A 15,014-nucleotide genomic window follows, 5' to 3' on the forward strand; every position below is an offset into this window, starting at 1 on the left:
GAGAGCCGACAGCACCCCCGGAGCCCGGCTCCGGGGGTGCTGCGACGTACGGCGCTGGGTGCGCTCAGTCGTGGGTGCGCTCAGTCGTGGGTGTGCGCGATGTAGACGTCGCAGGGAGCCTTGGCGGCGACCTCGCTGGCGAGGCTGCCCAGCAGTCGCCCGAGCCCCTTCACGCGCTTGTTGCCGACGACGATCAGGGCCGCGTCGAGCGTCTCGGCCAGGGTCACCAGGGTCTCGGCCGGCTTGTGTCCGGCGACGCCCTGGCCGACGACGCTGAGTCGGGGGAACTCGCGCTGCAACGTGGCGGCGGAGTCGGCGGCGATGCGGTCTGCCGCCAGGGAGGGCTCGAATCCGGGCTGGCTGGCCCCTCGGCTGGAGGGGTCGAAGACGGAGACGACGTGCAGGGTCGCGCCGAGGGCGGAGGCGATGCGCGCGGCGGTGGCAGCGGCTTCCTGGGCGGGGACGGAGCCGTCGACACCGGTGATGATGCTCTGGGTCATGTCGTTCCTCATCTGGTGCGGGCGCTGGGGTGGTGCGCCGGGACGACCGTAGCCGCGACAGTGTGTTCAGTCATGCAGATCCGGCCGAGGCGTGACAGTTGTGACCAAAGTGGTGCTTGGGGAAGGAGTGAAGAACTTTTTCTGTGACGGGCGTCCCACAATTTGCCGTTCGGTTTGCACGCCTCCCGGGCTCCGTGCATGGTTGCTGTGGTCACGACGCGCCGAGCGGGTCGGGACGGGTCAGCAGTCAGCCGCCAACCCCCGTGAGAGCTGTGTCGAAAACCGAGAAGTACGCCCCCAAGCACCGCGCCCCTGGCAAGCACAAGGCCAAGCGCGACCCGTGGAAGACCCTGCGGTCGACCGGTGTCATCACCGGTGTTGCGGTCGCCGCGACGGCGGGCGTCGTCGGCGTCGGACTTCTGGGCGACGACGAGGGTCCCGTGCCGTCGAGCACCAGCCTCACCGCCGCCGTGGACCCGGCCGCCACGACCGCCCACCTCGCCGACCGCGACGCGGCGGTGACGCGCTCGGACCGCCGCGAGGCCACCGACCCGGCCAAGGCTGCCGCCCTCTCCAACGACGCCGGTGTGGTGACCACCCACTCGCGACAGATCTCCACCGCCGACCCGCGTGGCCTCGCCCGCGTGGTCATGGGCGAGTTCGGCTTCTCCGACTCCCAGTTCGGCTGCCTCGACTCGCTGTGGACCCGCGAGTCCAACTGGCGGTGGAACGCGGACAACCCGAACTCATCGGCGTACGGCATCCCGCAGGCGCTGCCCGGCTCCAAGATGTCGTCGGCCGGTGCCGACTGGGAGACCAACCCGGAGACCCAGATCCGCTGGGGCCTGAGCTACATCGCCGGTCGCTACGGCACCCCCTGCGCCGCCTGGGGCCACTCCGAGCGCGTCGGCTGGTACTGACCCGCCGCCTGACGTCGTACGACGTCACCCCGGACGCACGACGCGCCCCCACTCGACCGAGTGGGGGCGCGTTGCACGTGGGTCAGGCTCCGGCAGGCTCCTCGTGCTCCATCGCCGGGCCGGGGTGGTTGCGCTCCAGCGCCGCACCTTCGACGTCGACGTTGGGGACGATCCGGTCGAGCCACTTCGGCATCCACCAGGCCTTGTCGCCGAGCAGGTGCATGACGCCGGGGATGACCAGCATGCGGATGACGAAGGCGTCGACCAGCACGCCGAAGGCCAGCGCGAAGCCGATCGAGCGGATCATCGCGTCGTGGCTGAAGACGAAGCCGGCGAAGACCGAGATCATGATGATCGCCGCTGCCGTGACCACGACCCGGCCGGCCTTGAAGCCGCGCTGGACCGCCACCCGTGACGGCGCGTCGTGGACGTACGCCTCACGCATGCCGGAGACCAGGAAGAGCTGGTAGTCCATGGCCAGACCGAAGAGGATGCCGATCACGATCACCGGCAGGAAGCTCAGGATCGGCCCAGGGGCGTGGATGCCGAAGAGGTCGGCGAGCCAACCCCACTGGAAGATCGCGGTGAGCGCCCCGAAGGTCGCGAAGAGTGAGAGCACGAAACCGAGCGCCGCGGTCAGCGGGACCAGGATCGAGCGGAACGCCAGCACCATGATCACCAGCGACAGCCCGACGACGAGGGCCAGGTAGCCCGGCAGGGAGTCGCTGAGCTGCTCGGAGACGTCGATGTTGCCGCTGGCGTTGCCGGCGACGCCGATCTCGATGCCGGTGCCGAACTTCCAGCCCATGCCGCGCAGCTCGTGGACGAGCTGCTCGGTGGCCACGCTGTTGGGTCCCTCCGAGGGCACGACCTGGAAGGCCACCAGCTCACGGGAGTCGGAGACGCCGATCGGGGCGACGGCGTCCACGTCGTCGAGCTCGCGCAGGGCAGTGCCGACCTCGGCCTGGGCCTCCATGCCCTCGGCGTCGGTGTCGAGGGTGCGACGCATGTCGGCGACGACCAGGAGGGGAGCGTTCATGCCCGCGCCGAACTTCTCCTCGGTCACGGTGTGGGCGCGGTAGGCGCTGGAGTCCTCGGGCTGGCTGGAGCCGTCGGGCAGGCCCAGGCGCATGTCCAGGGCGGGGATCGCCAGCACCACCAGCACGCCGATCCCGACCAGCGACTGGAGCACGGCGCGCGAGGTGCGCATCGGCTTCGTGCCGGTCGTGCTGTGGCTCAGCGGCACGATCGTGCCGCGCTGGCGCTTGGGCAGGACGCGGTGACCGGTCAGGGACAGCAACGCCGGGGTCATGGTGACGGCGATCAGCACGGCCACGACCACGCAGATGGCACCGACGGTGCCCATCAGGCCGAGGAAGCCGATGCCGGTGATGTTGAGGGCCGCCAGCGCAGTGACGACCGTGGCGCCTGCGAAGACGACGGCGTTGCCCGAGGTGCCGTTGGCCAGGCCGATGGACTCGTGCAGGTCCATGCCGCCGCGCATCTGGGTCTTGTGGCGGTTGATGATGAAGAGCGAGTAGTCGATGCCGACGGCCAGGCCCAGCATGAGGCCGAGCACCGGGGTCACCGACATCATGTCGACGGTGCCGCTCAGCGCCATCGAGCCGGCGACGCCGACTCCCACACCGAGCAGGGCGTTGATCAGGGGGAGGCCAGCGCCGACGAACGTACCGAGCATGATGAAGAGGGTCAGCGCTGCCACCGCGAGGCCGACCGCCTCACCGGGGCCGAAGACCTCCGGGATCGCCTGCACCATGTCGTTGGAGAGCTCGATGTCGACGCCCTCGATGTCGGCGTCGGTGAAGAGCTCGGCGACGTCGGCCTTCTCGTCGACGTCGACCTCGATGACCGGCTTGTCGAACATCACGGTGCCCAGCGCCGTGGTCTCGTCCTCGGAGACCTGGCGCACCTCGGCGGCCATCTCGGTCACCGCGGTCGAGTCCTCGATCAGGTCGCGGTTGGCCTCGAGCTCCTCACGGCCCTTCTCCAGCTTCGCGGCGCCCGCGTCGAGCTCGTCGCGCGCGGCGTCGAGCTGCGCCTGCTGGGCGTCGAGCTGGGCAAGCTGCGCGGCCGGGGCGCCGGAGGCCTCCAGCGCCGCCCGGGCGCCGTCGAGCTGGGCCTGGCCGCTCTCCAGCCGCTGGCGTCCTGCCTCCAGCTCCTTCTCGCCCTTCGCGAGCTCCTTCTCGCCCGCCTCCAGCTTCTTGCGGCCGTCGGCCAGCTCCTCGAGTCCCTTCTCCACGGCCTCCTCGGTGGCGAAGGGATCGACCGTCTCGCGTACGCCCGGCATCTCGCCGGCGCGCTCGAGCAGGTCGGAGATCTCCTGACGCTGGGCCTGCGTCAGGGGGGAGTCGTTGTCGGTGGTGAAGGCGACGACGGCCGCGCCGCCGCTCGCCGCGGGGAACTCCTCGGCCAGGGTGTCGGCGACCTCGGAGGTCGGGGTGCCGGGGATCGTCACCGTGGAGGTCAGCGTCCCGCCGAAAGTCAGGAACGCGCCGACGGCCAGCGCGAGCGCGAGCAGCCACGCCACGATGACGAGCCAGGCGCGGCGGGCGGAGAACCGCCCGAGTCGGTAGAGGAGTTCAGCCATGGCAGGAGGGTCGCCTTTGGTTCGGGAGGGGGCAGAGCGGAACGAGCAGATGATACGCAACGTCTCGTCTCGTTAAGAGTACTATCGGGGTCATGACAGCCGGAGTCTCCTCGAGCGCCCACCGGAACGGTCCGGTGCGCAGTGACGACGCTCGTCGCGCCATCCTGATGGCGACCGCCGAGCAGTTCATGGCCAAGGGGTACGAGCGTCTCACCATCCAGGGAATCGCCACCGCGGCGAAGGTGGGCAAGCAGACGATCTACCGCTGGTGGGGCGGCAAGGCCGACCTGGTCGCCGAGTGCCTGGTCGAGGGCGTCCTGTGGGACTCCGGGATGGTGGTGGGTGACACCGGTGACGTCGTGCAGGACGTCGCGACCTGGCTCCGCCTGCTGCTCGACGTCGACCAGTCCGGAGCCGGGGAGTCCCTCCGGTCGCTGCTGGGAGCCGCAGCCGGCGACGAGTCGTTGGCCCGGCACCTCGACGACCTGATGCGTGGGCAGCTCGAGGGGGGCATCACCCGCCGCCTCAGGCTCGCGCACGAGCGTGGTGAGCTGGCCGACCAGGTCGACGTCGCGCTCACCACCGAGCTGCTGCTCGGTCTGGTCATGGTGCGCACCCTGGCGCGGCGCCCTTCCAGGACCGAGGAGCTCGAGGGGCTCGTGCGCCTCCTCCTCGACCAGCGCTGAGGCGGCTCAGCCGAGCAGGCGCTTCTTCTGCACCTTGCCCATCTCGTTGCGGGGAAGGTTGGCCACGAAGCGGAACTCGCGCGGCCGCTTGTGGAGCGACAGCTCCTCGCCCACGAAGCGGCTCAGCGCCTCGGACAGGTCGGCCGCGGCCGCGGAGTCGGCCGGCGCGTGACTGGGGCGTGCGACGACGTACGCGACGATGCGCTGCCCCAGGTCGGCGTCGGGCTCACCGACCACGGCGACCTCGGCGACCGCGGGGTGACCGAGCAGGATCGACTCGATCTCGCCGGCGCCGATGCGGTAGCCCGCCGACTTGATCAGGTCGACGGACTCACGACCCACGATGCGGATGCACCCGTCGGGGGCGATGACGGCGACGTCACCGGTGACGAACCACCCGTCGTCGGTCCAGGACTCCGCGGTGGCCTCGGGACGGTTGAGGTAGCCGGAGAAGAGGGTGGCACCGCGGACCTCGAGCCGTCCGACGGTCGCGCCGTCATGGGCGACCTCGTGGCCGTCCTCGCCGCGCAGCCGGGCCTCGACCCCGGCGACCGGGACCCCGACCCACCCTGCCCGGCGTACGCCGTCGGCTCGGGTGGCGACGGTGATCAGGGTCTCGCTCATGCCGTAGCGCTCGACCACCTCGTGGCCGGTGAGCTCCTTGAGCCGGTCGAAGACCGGGACCGGCAGCGCGGCACTCCCCGACACCAGCAGCCGCGCGGTGCGCAGGGCCGCCGCGTCGTCGGGGGAGTCGGCGACGCGCGACCAGATGGTCGGCACGGCGAAGAACATGGTCGCCCCCGCGCGGGCAGCGTCCGCGTACGCCGCGGGGGTGCCCCGGCCGGTGTGGACCAGGGAGCCGCCCAGACGGAGCGGCCCGAGGACGCCCAGGACCAGGCCGTGGACGTGGAAGAGGGGAAGGCCGTGGGCGAGCACGTCGTCGGCCGTCCACGCCCACGCGTCGGCGAGGGCGTCGAGCCCGGCCGTCACGGCACGGTGGGACTGCAGGACGCCCTTGGGGAGGCCGGTGGTGCCGGAGGTGTACATGACGAAGGCAATCGCGTCGTCGTCCACGGGGTCCAGCACCACGTCGGCACGGGCGCCGACGTTGACCCGGACCCGGGGCAGCGGGGCGTCACCCGGCACCTCGTCCGGGGTCTGTCCGAGCCAGGCGTCGGGGGCGGAGTCGGCAAGGATGTGGGCCAGCTCGGCCGCGCCCGAGTCCGGTGGCACGGGCACCACCTCGACACCGGCCAGGAGGGCGCCCGTGATCGCGACGACCGTCTCCAGCGTCGGGGTCGCGAGCACGGCGACGCGGGTGTGGTCCTCGAGGTCGTCGGCGACGGCCGAGGCCGCCGCGAGGAGGGCGGGGTGGCTCAACCGCCGCCCGGCCACCTCGACGAAACGGGCGGGGTCAGCAGCGAGCAGGCCGGTCAGCATGGGTCGAGGATAGGTCGGCGCCTGCGTGGAGGGCGGCCGAGGGACTGCTCAGGGGTGCGTCATCGACTCCACGTCGAGGGCGGCGTCCATCTGTTCCTCGGTGAGCTCTCCCCGCTCCACGAAGCCCATCGCCAGGACGGTGTCGCGGATGGTGGCCCCCTCAGCCAGTGCGGTCTTGGCCACCTTGGCCGCCGCCTCGTAGCCGATGTACTTGTTGAGCGGGGTGACCACCGACGGCGACGACTCGGCGTAGCGGCGCATCCGCTCCGTGTCGGCCGTGATGCCGTCGACGCAGCGCTCGGCGAGCAGGGCCGAGGAGGTGGCGAGGATGCGCACCGACTCCAGCACGTTGCAGGAGATCACCGGCATCATCACGTTGAGCTCGAAGTTGCCGGCGGCTCCGCCCCAGGCGACGGCTGCGTCGTTGCCGACGACCTGGGCGCAGACCATCAGGGTCGCCTCGGGCAGCACCGGGTTGACCTTGCCCGGCATGATGCTCGACCCGGGCTGGAGGTCGGGCAGGTGGATCTCGGCGAGGCCGGTCGTGGGGCCCGACGACATCCAGCGCAGGTCGTTGCAGATCTTCGTCAGGCCGACGGCGTACGTCCGCAGGACGCCCGAGAGCTCCACGAGCGAGTCGCGGGTGCCCTGCGCCTCGAAGTGGTTGCGGGTCTCGGTGAAGGGCTGGCCGGTCAGTGCGGAGAGCACCTCGATGACGCGGGAGGCGAAGCCCGGCGGGGTGTTGATGCCGGTGCCGACCGCGGTGCCGCCGAGCGGGAGCTCACGGACCCGGGGGAGCACCGACTCGAGGCGTTCGGCCGCCAGGCGCACGGTGGCGGCGTAGCCGCCGAACTCCTGTCCGAGCATGACCGGCGTGGCGTCCATGAGGTGGGTGCGCCCCGACTTCACCACGCCCGCGAACTCCTCGGCCTTGGCCTCGAGCGAGGTGGCGAGGACGTCGAGCGCGGGCAGCAGGTCCTCGACGACGGCGAGGGTGGCCGCGACGTGGATCGAGGTGGGGAAGGTGTCGTTGGAGGACTGCGAGGCGTTCACGTGGTCGTTGGGGTGGACCTCGACGCCGTGAGCGGTCGCCAGCGAGGCGATCACCTCGTTGGTGTTCATGTTGGAGCTGGTGCCGGACCCGGTCTGGAAGACGTCCAGCGGGAAGTGGTCGAGGTGCTCGCCGGCGGCGATGGTGGCAGCGGCGGCCTCGATCGCGGCGGCGCGCTCTGCGGAGATCACCTCGAGCTCGCCGTTGACGCGTGCGGCGGCCTGCTTGACCAGTCCGAGGGCCCGGACGTGGCGTGGCTCGAGGCGCGTCCCGGAGATGGGGAAGTTGTCGATCGCGCGTTGGGTCTGGGCGCGCCAGAGGGCGTCGGCGGGCACCTGGACCTCGCCCATGGAGTCGTGCTCGGTACGGAACTGGTCTCCGGTGCTCATGAACCGACCGTACCGCTGCGCGCGCGGTCGCACGAGGTGCCTCGAACGCCCAGGACCCCCCGCGACGTGAGGACGGCCCGTCCGTGGGAGCCCTCGGTGGGCCGTCAGCCGGCCATCACGGCGACGCCGGCCAGCGCCGAGCGCACGGCTTGGGCGGACGCCTCCGCGTCGTCGTCCACGGCCGGGGTGGTGACCAACGTCAGGTGCAGCTGGAAGGCGGAGTGGCGTCGCCAGGTCTCGCTCGCCAGCGGTCCCATCAGGACCGTGACCTGGAGGTCTGGCAGGCGTTCGACCACCTCGGGAAGCGCCTCGGCCACGGCGTCCGCGTTCGTCGGGCTGACGCGGAGCAGCACGGTGGACTCGTCCAGCCCTGCCGCGCTGCGCAGGGCATCGAGACGGCGGCCGAGCGGGGAGTCGATGGCGACGGCGACGCTGGCGTCCGTCGCGTCCGTCGCGTCCGCCTCCTCCGCGAGCAGCAGGACACGGGCGCGGGTGGGAGAGGCAGCGACGGGGAGCACCCGCACAGGCTAGACGGGGGAGCCGTGCGTGGCGTGGTTTCGTGCCGACCTGCGGCTCAACCGTCCGCGGGCCCCGGGTCGAGGCAGCGGCCGGGGTGGGGTTGCGACATGCCTGAGGGGGCAGCAGGCTCGGACTCCGCGACCAAGGAGTCCTCATGAAGATCGCCGTCATCGTCGGCAGCACCCGTCCCCAGCGCCGTGGGAGCGGGGTGGGCGCGTGGATCATGACGCAGGCCCAGGAGCATCCGGGGGCGGAGTTCACCCTGCTCGAGGTGGCCGACTTCGACCTCACCGCCACCTACGAGCAGCGCACGGACAAGTCGTACGAGGAGCCGACGACCCAACGCTGGAGCGACGTGGTCGACGCGTTCGACGGCTACGTCTTCGTCACGCCCGAGTACAACCACGGCCTGCCGGCACCCTTCAAGAACGCGGTCGACCTGCTCTACGCCGAGTGGTCGGGCAAGGCGGTCGCCCTCGTCGGCTACGGCACCCTCGGAGCGGCGCGATCCGTCGAGCAGTGGCGCGGCGTGGTGGCCAACCTCGGCCTCGTCGGCGTGGGGCAGGCCGTGCACCTGCAGACGGCCGAGGACTTCGACGGCGACGAGCTGAGGCCGCCGGCCAGGCGCGTCGACGACACGGCGTCGGTGCTCCGTCAGCTGCTCGCGCTGACCGCGAAGCTGCGCAGCTGAGACCCGACCGGGCGGTGTCGGGCGGTGGCCGATGAGGTTTGAAGCCCGGTGCCTCGTCGGTAGACGTGGTGGAGAGCAACCCCACGACGAAGGAGCACCCCATGGCAGAAGCACGCAAGGTCGCATTCCTCACCGCCTCGGAGGGCGTCGAGCGCGTCGAGCTGACCGAACCGTGGGCGGCGGTTGAAGGGGCGGGGCACACCGCTGAGCTGCTGTCGCCCGACGGGGGCACGGTCAAGCTCTTCAACCACCTCGACGCCGCGGAGGAGAAGAGCGCTGACGGCAAGGTGGCTGAGGCGTCCGTCCAGGACTACGACGCCCTGGTCCTGCCGGGTGGCGTCGCCAACCCCGACGCGCTGCGGATGGACTCCGACGCGGTCGCCTTCGTCCGCGACTTCGTGGCGAGCGGCAAGCCCGTCGCCGCCATCTGCCACGCCGCGTGGACGCTGGTGGAGGCCGACCAGGTGCGCGGCAAGCGCGTCGCCTCGTGGCCCAGCCTGCAGACCGACATCCGTAATGCGGGTGGCGAGTGGGTGGACGAGGAGGTCGTCGTCGACGGCAACCTGATCAGCAGCCGCAACCCCGACGACCTTCCCGCCTTCAACCGCGAGTTGCTCTCCGCCTTGGGTGATCAAGCGTGACGATGGTGAAGGTGACCTCGCACGGCACCGAGCTCCACGTCGATGACCTCTGGGGCGACCGTCGCCCGATCGTGCTGGTGCACGGCTGGCCGCTGTCGGGCGAGTCGTGGCGGCACCAGGTTGCCGCCTTCCACGCGGCCGGGCACCGGGTCGTCACCTACGACCGACGAGGCTTCGGACGCAGCGGGGTCGCAGCCGACGGGGCGTACGACTACGACGTCCTGACCGACGACCTCGAGGAGATCCTGCACTCTCTCGACCTCAGCAACGCGGTGCTGGTCGGCTTCTCGATGGGTGGGGGAGAGGTCATACGCCTGGCGACGCGCGCGTCGGGGCGGCTCTCCGGCATCGTGCTCGCGTCGGCCGTGCCGCCCTACCTGCTCTCGACGGACGACAACCCTGACGGCCCGCTCCCGGAGAAGCAGGCCGCGGCGATGAAGTCTGGTCTGGACGAGGACAGGGACGCGTTCCTCTGCGGTTTCGTCCGTGACTTCTTCCGCGCCGGCGGCGACATCGCGGTCAGTGAGGCGGAGGCGGAGGCGGCCCTGGGCCTGGCCCTGCAGTGCGACCAGGACGCGGCGTTGGCCTGCATCGACTCCTTCGCCCGCACCGACTTCCGCAACGACGTTGCCGCCGTACGCCTGCCCACCCTCGTGGTGCACGGCGACTCCGACGGCATCGTCCCCTTCGAGGGGTCGGGCCAGCGGACCCACGAGGCGATCGAGGGCAGCCAGTCCGTGGTGATCGAGGGCGGGCCGCACGGCGTGAACGTGTCGCACCCTGAGGAGTTCAACCGGGCTGTGCTGGGGTTCGTGAGCTCGCTGTAGACGCGCGCCGATGCCCCCGCCCGATGGTGAACGGGGCGGGGGATCGGCGCGGGGTCAATGTCGCGCGAGCTCGGGAGTCAGGTCGGTGGTGCCGTCGCGGTCGCGTCGGAATCGTTGGCCGTGCGGGCTGGTCCATTCGAAGACGCCGTTGGCGGGGGACTCCAACCGCCAGCCGGTGTGGGTCTTGAGCCGGTGGTGGCCTCGGCAGAGCGTCGCAAGATTGTCTGTGGTCGTCGGCCCTGGTTGTGGTCGGCCTTCGGCCGTGGCGTCGTGTTCGAACGGGACCACGTGGTCGACGTCGCAACGGCGACTCGGGCGGGTGCAGTGGGGGAAGACGCAGGTTTCGTCACGCAGTTGGACCTGGCGGCGGAGCCGATCAGTCGGTTCATACCGTGCGGTCGACAGTGACTCGTTCAGGTCGACCACCGGCAGGATCCGGACGTCGGTGTGGCTGGTGTTCACCCAGCGCCGGACCTGCTCCAGCAGGATGAGTCGCTGACGGTTCTCCAGGTGTCCGGTGGCGGAGAAGGAGAGCGACTCGTCGGGCTCCACCGCAGCGGTGAAGTGCAGGTGGAGGTCGACCCGGCGGGCGGTGGTCCGCTCGACGACGTCATCCAAGGCAGCTGCACCGGCGAGGTCGAGTGCGGTCTGGTGCCGCGCGAGCTCGCCCAGGGCGAGGGAGCGGCGTACGTCAAGGGATTCCTCGGAGCCGCCAGCCTTGAGTCCGGCGGCACCGGCAGCGACGGCCTGTTCGAGGTCCAACGCATCGGCGATGTCCAGCTCGGCCTCGACGCGCATGGTCTGCGTGAACGCCCCGGCCTCGGTGTCGATGCGCACGTGGCGGGGGTCGGGCTGCTCGGTGTCGTCGTCCTCGGTGGCGAGCCCGTAGAGCTTCATCGCCCGCTCAATGAGCCGGTCGATCTGGGCCCGCCCGGTCTTGTCGATGAACGGCGCCACCTGCTGGTCGATCCACGCCACACCCTCGGCCGGCAGTGCGGGGCAGGCGTGGATGGTGGCCTCCGCGACCAGCCGGGCCCGCCACACTGGCACCTCGCCGGCGGTGACGCGTGCCCACAGCCGGGGCAGCCGGTGGGCCAGCTCCAGGGCGTGGCCAATCAGCTTCTTCGCTGCGTCAGTCGAGAGCCCGAGCGCACCACCGAGCTCGGGGACCGCGTACTCGTCCACCTCCGGTGTCCCCTCACCCGAGATCGCTTCGATGCCGAACTGAGAGTGGAAGGCGGCAGCGTCCGAGCCGTCGGCCTTGGCCGGGTGGGCGACCGCCCATTCGTACGCGATCAACAGCGTGTCCGCCTCCGCACGACGCACCGCAGCCGCGTTGGCACGGGCCAACGCGACCAGGTCGCCGGGGGTCGTCACATCTTCGAACATGTGTTCGATTCTAGGGGTCTAGGCCTTGGACCGCCACCCCTCGTGTCGCCCTGTGGACGAGAATCAGCAGTCGGCCAGACGACGCCGCTGGCGCCCCGCCTCGTCGAAGTTCTCCGGCGCCAGCCAGCGCTCGTGACGCTCCCGAATCTCGGGCCACTCGCCGTCGAGCATCGCGAACCACTCGGTGTCCCGGCTCTCGCCCTTGACGACCATGTGCTGGCGGAAGGTGCCCTCGAAGGTGAAGCCGAGCCGCAGCGCTGCCTGCCGGGACGCCTCGTTGCGGCTGTCGCACTTCCACTCCACGCGGCGGTAGCCCAGGTCGTCGAAGAGGTGGCGCAGCACCAGGTGGACAGCCTCGGTCGACCCGGGCGTCCGTTGCAGACGCTGGCCCCACAGGACGCCGGAGAGCTCGACGACGCCGTTGGTGGGGGAGCACGGGAAGCAAGCGAAGAAGCCGACTGGTCCCGCGTCGGGGGCGACGACCGCGTACGCCGCACCCGGCGCCGGGTTGAGCAGCGGCATCCCGACGGCCTCGGCGAACTCCTCCAGCGAAGCCGGCATCGCCACCATGCGGTAGCGCCACGACTCCGCCTGGTCGCCGCTGCAGGTCGCGGCGTACAGCGCGCCGACGTGCGAGCTGGAAAAGGGCTCGAGTCCCACGTGACGCCCGGGCAGCACGGACTGCCCGGGACGCTCGCGAGGGGACCAGCCGGAGAACGACGCGGAGCTCGGAGCTGAGGTGGTCATGGCGCCAACCTAGGGCGGGGAGGACCCGCCGACCAGTCACTTCTCGAGCGACCGGACCCGGATCCCGGAGACGGGCACGGTCACGGCGCCCGAGGGGTCCGTGAAGAAGTCGTTGCCCTTGTCGTCGACCACGATGAAGGCAGGGAAGTCCTCGACCTCGATCTTCCAGACGGCCTCCATGCCGAGCTCGGGGTACTCGATGACCTCCTGGCTCCTGATGCAGTCCTGGGCCAGACGGGCGGCCGGGCCGCCGATGGAGCCGAGGTAGAAGCCGCCGTGGCTGCCGCAGGCGTCGGTGACCTGCTTGGAGCGGTTGCCCTTCGCGAGCATCACCATCGAGCCGCCGGCAGCCTGGAACTGCTCGACGTACGAGTCCATGCGACCGGCAGTCGTCGGGCCGAACGAGCCCGACGCCATGCCCTCGGGGGTCTTGGCGGGGCCGGCGTAGTAGACCGGGTGGTTCTTCAGGTACTCCGGCATCGGCTCGCCCGCGTCGAGGCGCTCCTTGATCTTGGCGTGCGCGATGTCGCGGGCCACGACCAGCGGTCCGGTCAGTGAGAGGCGCGTCTTCACCGGGTGCTTGCTGAGCTCGGCGAGGATGTCGGCCATCGGCTGGTTGAGGTCGATCTTCACGACCTCGCCACCGGCGATCTCCTCGGCCATCCCCGCGTCGGGCATGTACTGCGCCGGGTCGGTCTCGAGCTGCTCGAGGAAGACGCCCTCGGGCGTGATCTTGCCGAGCGCCTGGCGGTCGGCCGAGCAGGAGACCGCGATGGCGACGGGGCACGAGGCGCCGTGGCGGGGCAGGCGTACGACCCGCACGTCGTGGCAGAAGTACTTGCCGCCGAACTGGGCGCCGATGCCGAACGACTGGGTCAGCTCGAAGACCTGCTGCTCCAGGGTGGTGTCGCGGAAGGCGTGGGCGCCCATCGAGCCTTCGGTCGGGAGGTCGTCGAGGTAGTGCGCGGAGGCGTACTTCGCGGTCTTCAGCGCGTACTCCGCCGACGTGCCGCCGATGACCACGGCGAGGTGGTAGGGCGGGCAGGCGGCGGTGCCGAGGGAGCGGATCTTCTCGTCGAGGAACTTCAGCATCGACGCCTCGTTGAGGATCGCCTTCGTCTCCTGGAAGAGGAACGACTTGTTGGCCGAGCCGCCACCCTTCGCCATGAAGAGGAACTTGTACTCCGGCTTGCCGGAGGTCTGCGGGGTCGAGTAGATCTCGATCTGCGCCGGCAGGTTGGTGCCGGTGTTCTTCTCCTCGTACGTCGTGATCGGCGCGAGCTGGGAGTAGCGCAGGTTGAGCTGCGTGTACGCGTCGTAGACGCCGCGGCTGATCGCCTCGCCGTCGTCGACGCCCGTGATGACGCCCTCGGACTTCTTGCCCATGACGATCGCGGTGCCGGTGTCCTGGCACATCGGCAGCACGCCACCGGCGGAGATGTTGACGTTCTTGAGCAGGTCGAGCGCGACGAAGCGGTCGTTGCCGGACGCCTCGGGGTCGTCGATGATCTTGCGCAGCTGCTTGAGGTGGCCCGGACGCAGGTAGTGGGAGATGTCGTGCATCGCCTCACGGGTGAGCCGCTGGATCGCCTCCGGCTCCACCTTCATGAAGGTCTGGCCGTCGACCTCGAAGGTCGAGACACCCTCGGTGGTCACCAGTCGGTAGGGCGTCTGCTCCTCACCGTTGGATCCGTGGGTCGGGAGGAGGTCGGAGTAGCGGAATTCAGGCCCAGTGCTCACGACCGGCGAGTGTACGCGCGACCGTGGCATCCGTTGGTCGCGGCCCGACGTGGCTCTGGACACGTCGCTCTGGACACGTCCCGGGGGCTGGGCTACGTTCGATGACGTCCACCACGGGAGCCTGCGGCAGCGGGCTGAGAGGGAGCTGAGCCGCTCCGACCGTCGAACCTGATCCGGGTCATGCCGGCGAAGGAAGCGTTCAGGAGTCCCCGATGCCTTCAGTGTCATCATCGTCTTCAGCGTCATCGTCATCCGTGTCCTTGGCGGTCGTTCCCCGTCTCTTCTGCCTGGTCGCCCCCACCGACGACCTCGCCCTGCTGCCCGCCCTGGCCGAGGTCGGTGTCGACGGGTTCCAGGTTCGCGCCAAGCAGGCGACCGACCGCGAGGTGCTGGCGCTGACCCGTCTGGTGATCGGGGCGGTGCGTCCGTTCGGGGCGATGGTCGTCGTCGACGACCGGGTCGACCTGGCCCTGGCCGCGGGTGCCGACGGAGTCCACCTCGGCGCCGACGACCTGCCGGTGGCCCTGGCCCGGCGCATCGCCCCCGACCTCGTCGTCGGTGCCACCTGTCGCACCCCGGCCGACGTGCGGCGTGCGGCCGCCGACGGGGCGTCGTACGCGGGCTTCGGCCCCGTCTGGGCGACCAGCAGCAAGTCCGGCCTCCCCGCGCCCCTCGGGCCGGCTTCCCTGACCCGGGCCACGGGGCCTCTGCCCCTGGTGGCCATCGGCGGCGTCGAGGCGGGGCGTGCCGGCGAAGCAGTGGCGGCGGGAGCGCACGGGGTCGCGGTGATCGGGGCCGTCTGGGGCGCGCGAGATCCGGTGGCGTCCGCGAAGGAGCTCGTGGCAGCGGTGGGGTGACGAGGGTGA

General features: G+C 70.8%; 14 protein-coding genes and 1 riboswitch. Of the genes, 6 read left to right on the forward strand and 8 right to left on the reverse strand.

What is annotated here, in order from left to right; genetic code table 11:
* Positions 1–80: 80 nt before the first annotated feature.
* Entirely contained in the window at positions 81–500 is a 420-nt protein-coding gene (locus FCL41_RS03370; protein WP_137067374.1) for a universal stress protein, read from the reverse strand.
* A gap of 272 nt (positions 501–772) precedes the next feature.
* Here FCL41_RS03370 and FCL41_RS16935 point away from each other — a divergent pair, with 272 nt between their 5' ends.
* Positions 773–1,420, forward strand: a complete 648-nt coding sequence (locus tag FCL41_RS16935) for an aggregation-promoting factor C-terminal-like domain-containing protein (RefSeq protein WP_175422339.1) — start codon at positions 773–775, stop codon at positions 1,418–1,420.
* A gap of 82 nt (positions 1,421–1,502) precedes the next feature.
* Here the strand turns inward: FCL41_RS16935 and FCL41_RS03380 are convergent, their stop codons facing one another.
* Positions 1,503–4,028 carry an MMPL family transporter gene (locus FCL41_RS03380; protein WP_137067373.1) on the reverse strand — a complete coding sequence of 842 codons (2,526 nt, stop codon included), beginning with the start codon at positions 4,026–4,028 and terminating at the stop codon, positions 1,503–1,505.
* Positions 4,029–4,120: 92 nt separating this feature from the next.
* On the opposite strand from FCL41_RS03380, the gene FCL41_RS03385 reads away from it, so the two are divergent.
* Positions 4,121–4,714, forward strand: coding sequence for a TetR/AcrR family transcriptional regulator (locus FCL41_RS03385; RefSeq protein WP_137067372.1), 594 nt, complete (start codon positions 4,121–4,123; stop codon positions 4,712–4,714).
* A 6-nt stretch (positions 4,715–4,720) separates the two neighbouring features.
* Here the strand turns inward: FCL41_RS03385 and FCL41_RS03390 are convergent, their stop codons facing one another.
* The 3 genes from FCL41_RS03390 to FCL41_RS03400 all read right to left on the reverse strand — a co-directional run bounded on the left by FCL41_RS03390 (position 4,721) and on the right by FCL41_RS03400 (position 8,112).
* Complete coding sequence (locus FCL41_RS03390) at positions 4,721–6,154, reverse strand: acyl-CoA synthetase (RefSeq protein ID WP_137067371.1); 1,434 nt, start codon at positions 6,152–6,154, stop codon at positions 4,721–4,723.
* 48 nt (positions 6,155–6,202) lie between these two features.
* On the reverse strand, positions 6,203–7,594 hold the full coding sequence (locus FCL41_RS03395; RefSeq protein ID WP_137067370.1) for a class II fumarate hydratase: 1,392 nt from the start codon (positions 7,592–7,594) through the stop codon (positions 6,203–6,205).
* A 104-nt stretch (positions 7,595–7,698) separates the two neighbouring features.
* Entirely contained in the window at positions 7,699–8,112 is a 414-nt protein-coding gene (locus FCL41_RS03400) for a hypothetical protein (protein WP_137067369.1), read from the reverse strand.
* 155 nt (positions 8,113–8,267) lie between these two features.
* On the opposite strand from FCL41_RS03400, the gene FCL41_RS03405 reads away from it, so the two are divergent.
* The 3 genes from FCL41_RS03405 (at position 8,268) to FCL41_RS03415 (ending at position 10,272) form a co-directional block, all read left to right on the forward strand.
* A complete protein-coding gene (locus FCL41_RS03405; RefSeq protein ID WP_137067368.1) occupies positions 8,268–8,804 on the forward strand; it encodes an NADPH-dependent FMN reductase in 537 nt (178 codons plus the stop codon).
* A gap of 101 nt (positions 8,805–8,905) precedes the next feature.
* Positions 8,906–9,445 (forward strand): type 1 glutamine amidotransferase domain-containing protein, encoded by a 540-nt coding sequence (locus tag FCL41_RS03410; RefSeq protein WP_137067367.1) that lies wholly within the window; start codon positions 8,906–8,908, stop codon positions 9,443–9,445.
* A 2-nt stretch (positions 9,446–9,447) separates the two neighbouring features.
* Positions 9,448–10,272 carry an alpha/beta fold hydrolase gene (locus FCL41_RS03415; protein WP_137067502.1) on the forward strand — a complete coding sequence of 275 codons (825 nt, stop codon included), beginning with the start codon at positions 9,448–9,450 and terminating at the stop codon, positions 10,270–10,272.
* Between the two features lie 54 nt (positions 10,273–10,326).
* Here the strand turns inward: FCL41_RS03415 and FCL41_RS03420 are convergent, their stop codons facing one another.
* The 3 genes from FCL41_RS03420 to FCL41_RS03430 form a co-directional block, all read right to left on the reverse strand.
* The gene (locus FCL41_RS03420) at positions 10,327–11,661 is read right to left on the reverse strand and encodes an HNH endonuclease signature motif containing protein (RefSeq protein ID WP_137067366.1); all 1,335 of its coding nucleotides are present in this window, start codon (positions 11,659–11,661) and stop codon (positions 10,327–10,329) included.
* 63 nt (positions 11,662–11,724) lie between these two features.
* Entirely contained in the window at positions 11,725–12,408 is a 684-nt protein-coding gene (locus FCL41_RS03425) for a GNAT family N-acetyltransferase (RefSeq protein WP_137067365.1), read from the reverse strand.
* Positions 12,409–12,444: 36 nt separating this feature from the next.
* Positions 12,445–14,148, reverse strand: a complete 1,704-nt coding sequence (locus tag FCL41_RS03430) for a fumarate hydratase (RefSeq protein ID WP_239021753.1) — start codon at positions 14,146–14,148, stop codon at positions 12,445–12,447.
* 103 nt (positions 14,149–14,251) lie between these two features.
* Positions 14,252–14,361: riboswitch (TPP riboswitch) on the forward strand.
* A gap of 41 nt (positions 14,362–14,402) precedes the next feature.
* Here FCL41_RS03430 and FCL41_RS03435 point away from each other — a divergent pair.
* Positions 14,403–15,005: a thiamine phosphate synthase gene (locus FCL41_RS03435; protein ID WP_212723218.1), complete on the forward strand. Its 603-nt coding sequence runs from the start codon at positions 14,403–14,405 to the stop codon at positions 15,003–15,005.
* The last annotated feature ends 9 nt before the right edge of the window (positions 15,006–15,014 follow it).

Origin of the sequence: Nocardioides jishulii (assembly GCF_006007965.1) — a bacterium.
GTDB classification, from domain to species: Bacteria; Actinomycetota; Actinomycetes; order Propionibacteriales; family Nocardioidaceae; genus Nocardioides; species Nocardioides jishulii.

Coding starts and splice junctions, on each gene's coding strand:
- FCL41_RS03370 (WP_137067374.1), bottom strand. CDS start 500: ATGACCCAGAGCATCATCACCGGTGTCGACGGCTCCGTCCCCGCCCAG.
- FCL41_RS03380 (WP_137067373.1), bottom strand. CDS start 4,028: ATGGCTGAACTCCTCTACCGACTCGGGCGGTTCTCCGCCCGCCGCGCC.
- FCL41_RS03385 (WP_137067372.1), top strand. CDS start 4,121: ATGACAGCCGGAGTCTCCTCGAGCGCCCACCGGAACGGTCCGGTGCGC.
- FCL41_RS03390 (WP_137067371.1), bottom strand. CDS start 6,154: ATGCTGACCGGCCTGCTCGCTGCTGACCCCGCCCGTTTCGTCGAGGTG.
- FCL41_RS03395 (WP_137067370.1), bottom strand. CDS start 7,594: ATGAGCACCGGAGACCAGTTCCGTACCGAGCACGACTCCATGGGCGAG.
- FCL41_RS03405 (WP_137067368.1), top strand. CDS start 8,268: ATGAAGATCGCCGTCATCGTCGGCAGCACCCGTCCCCAGCGCCGTGGG.
- FCL41_RS03410 (WP_137067367.1), top strand. CDS start 8,906: ATGGCAGAAGCACGCAAGGTCGCATTCCTCACCGCCTCGGAGGGCGTC.
- FCL41_RS03415 (WP_137067502.1), top strand. CDS start 9,448: ATGGTGAAGGTGACCTCGCACGGCACCGAGCTCCACGTCGATGACCTC.
- FCL41_RS03420 (WP_137067366.1), bottom strand. CDS start 11,661: ATGTTCGAAGATGTGACGACCCCCGGCGACCTGGTCGCGTTGGCCCGT.
- FCL41_RS03425 (WP_137067365.1), bottom strand. CDS start 12,408: ATGACCACCTCAGCTCCGAGCTCCGCGTCGTTCTCCGGCTGGTCCCCT.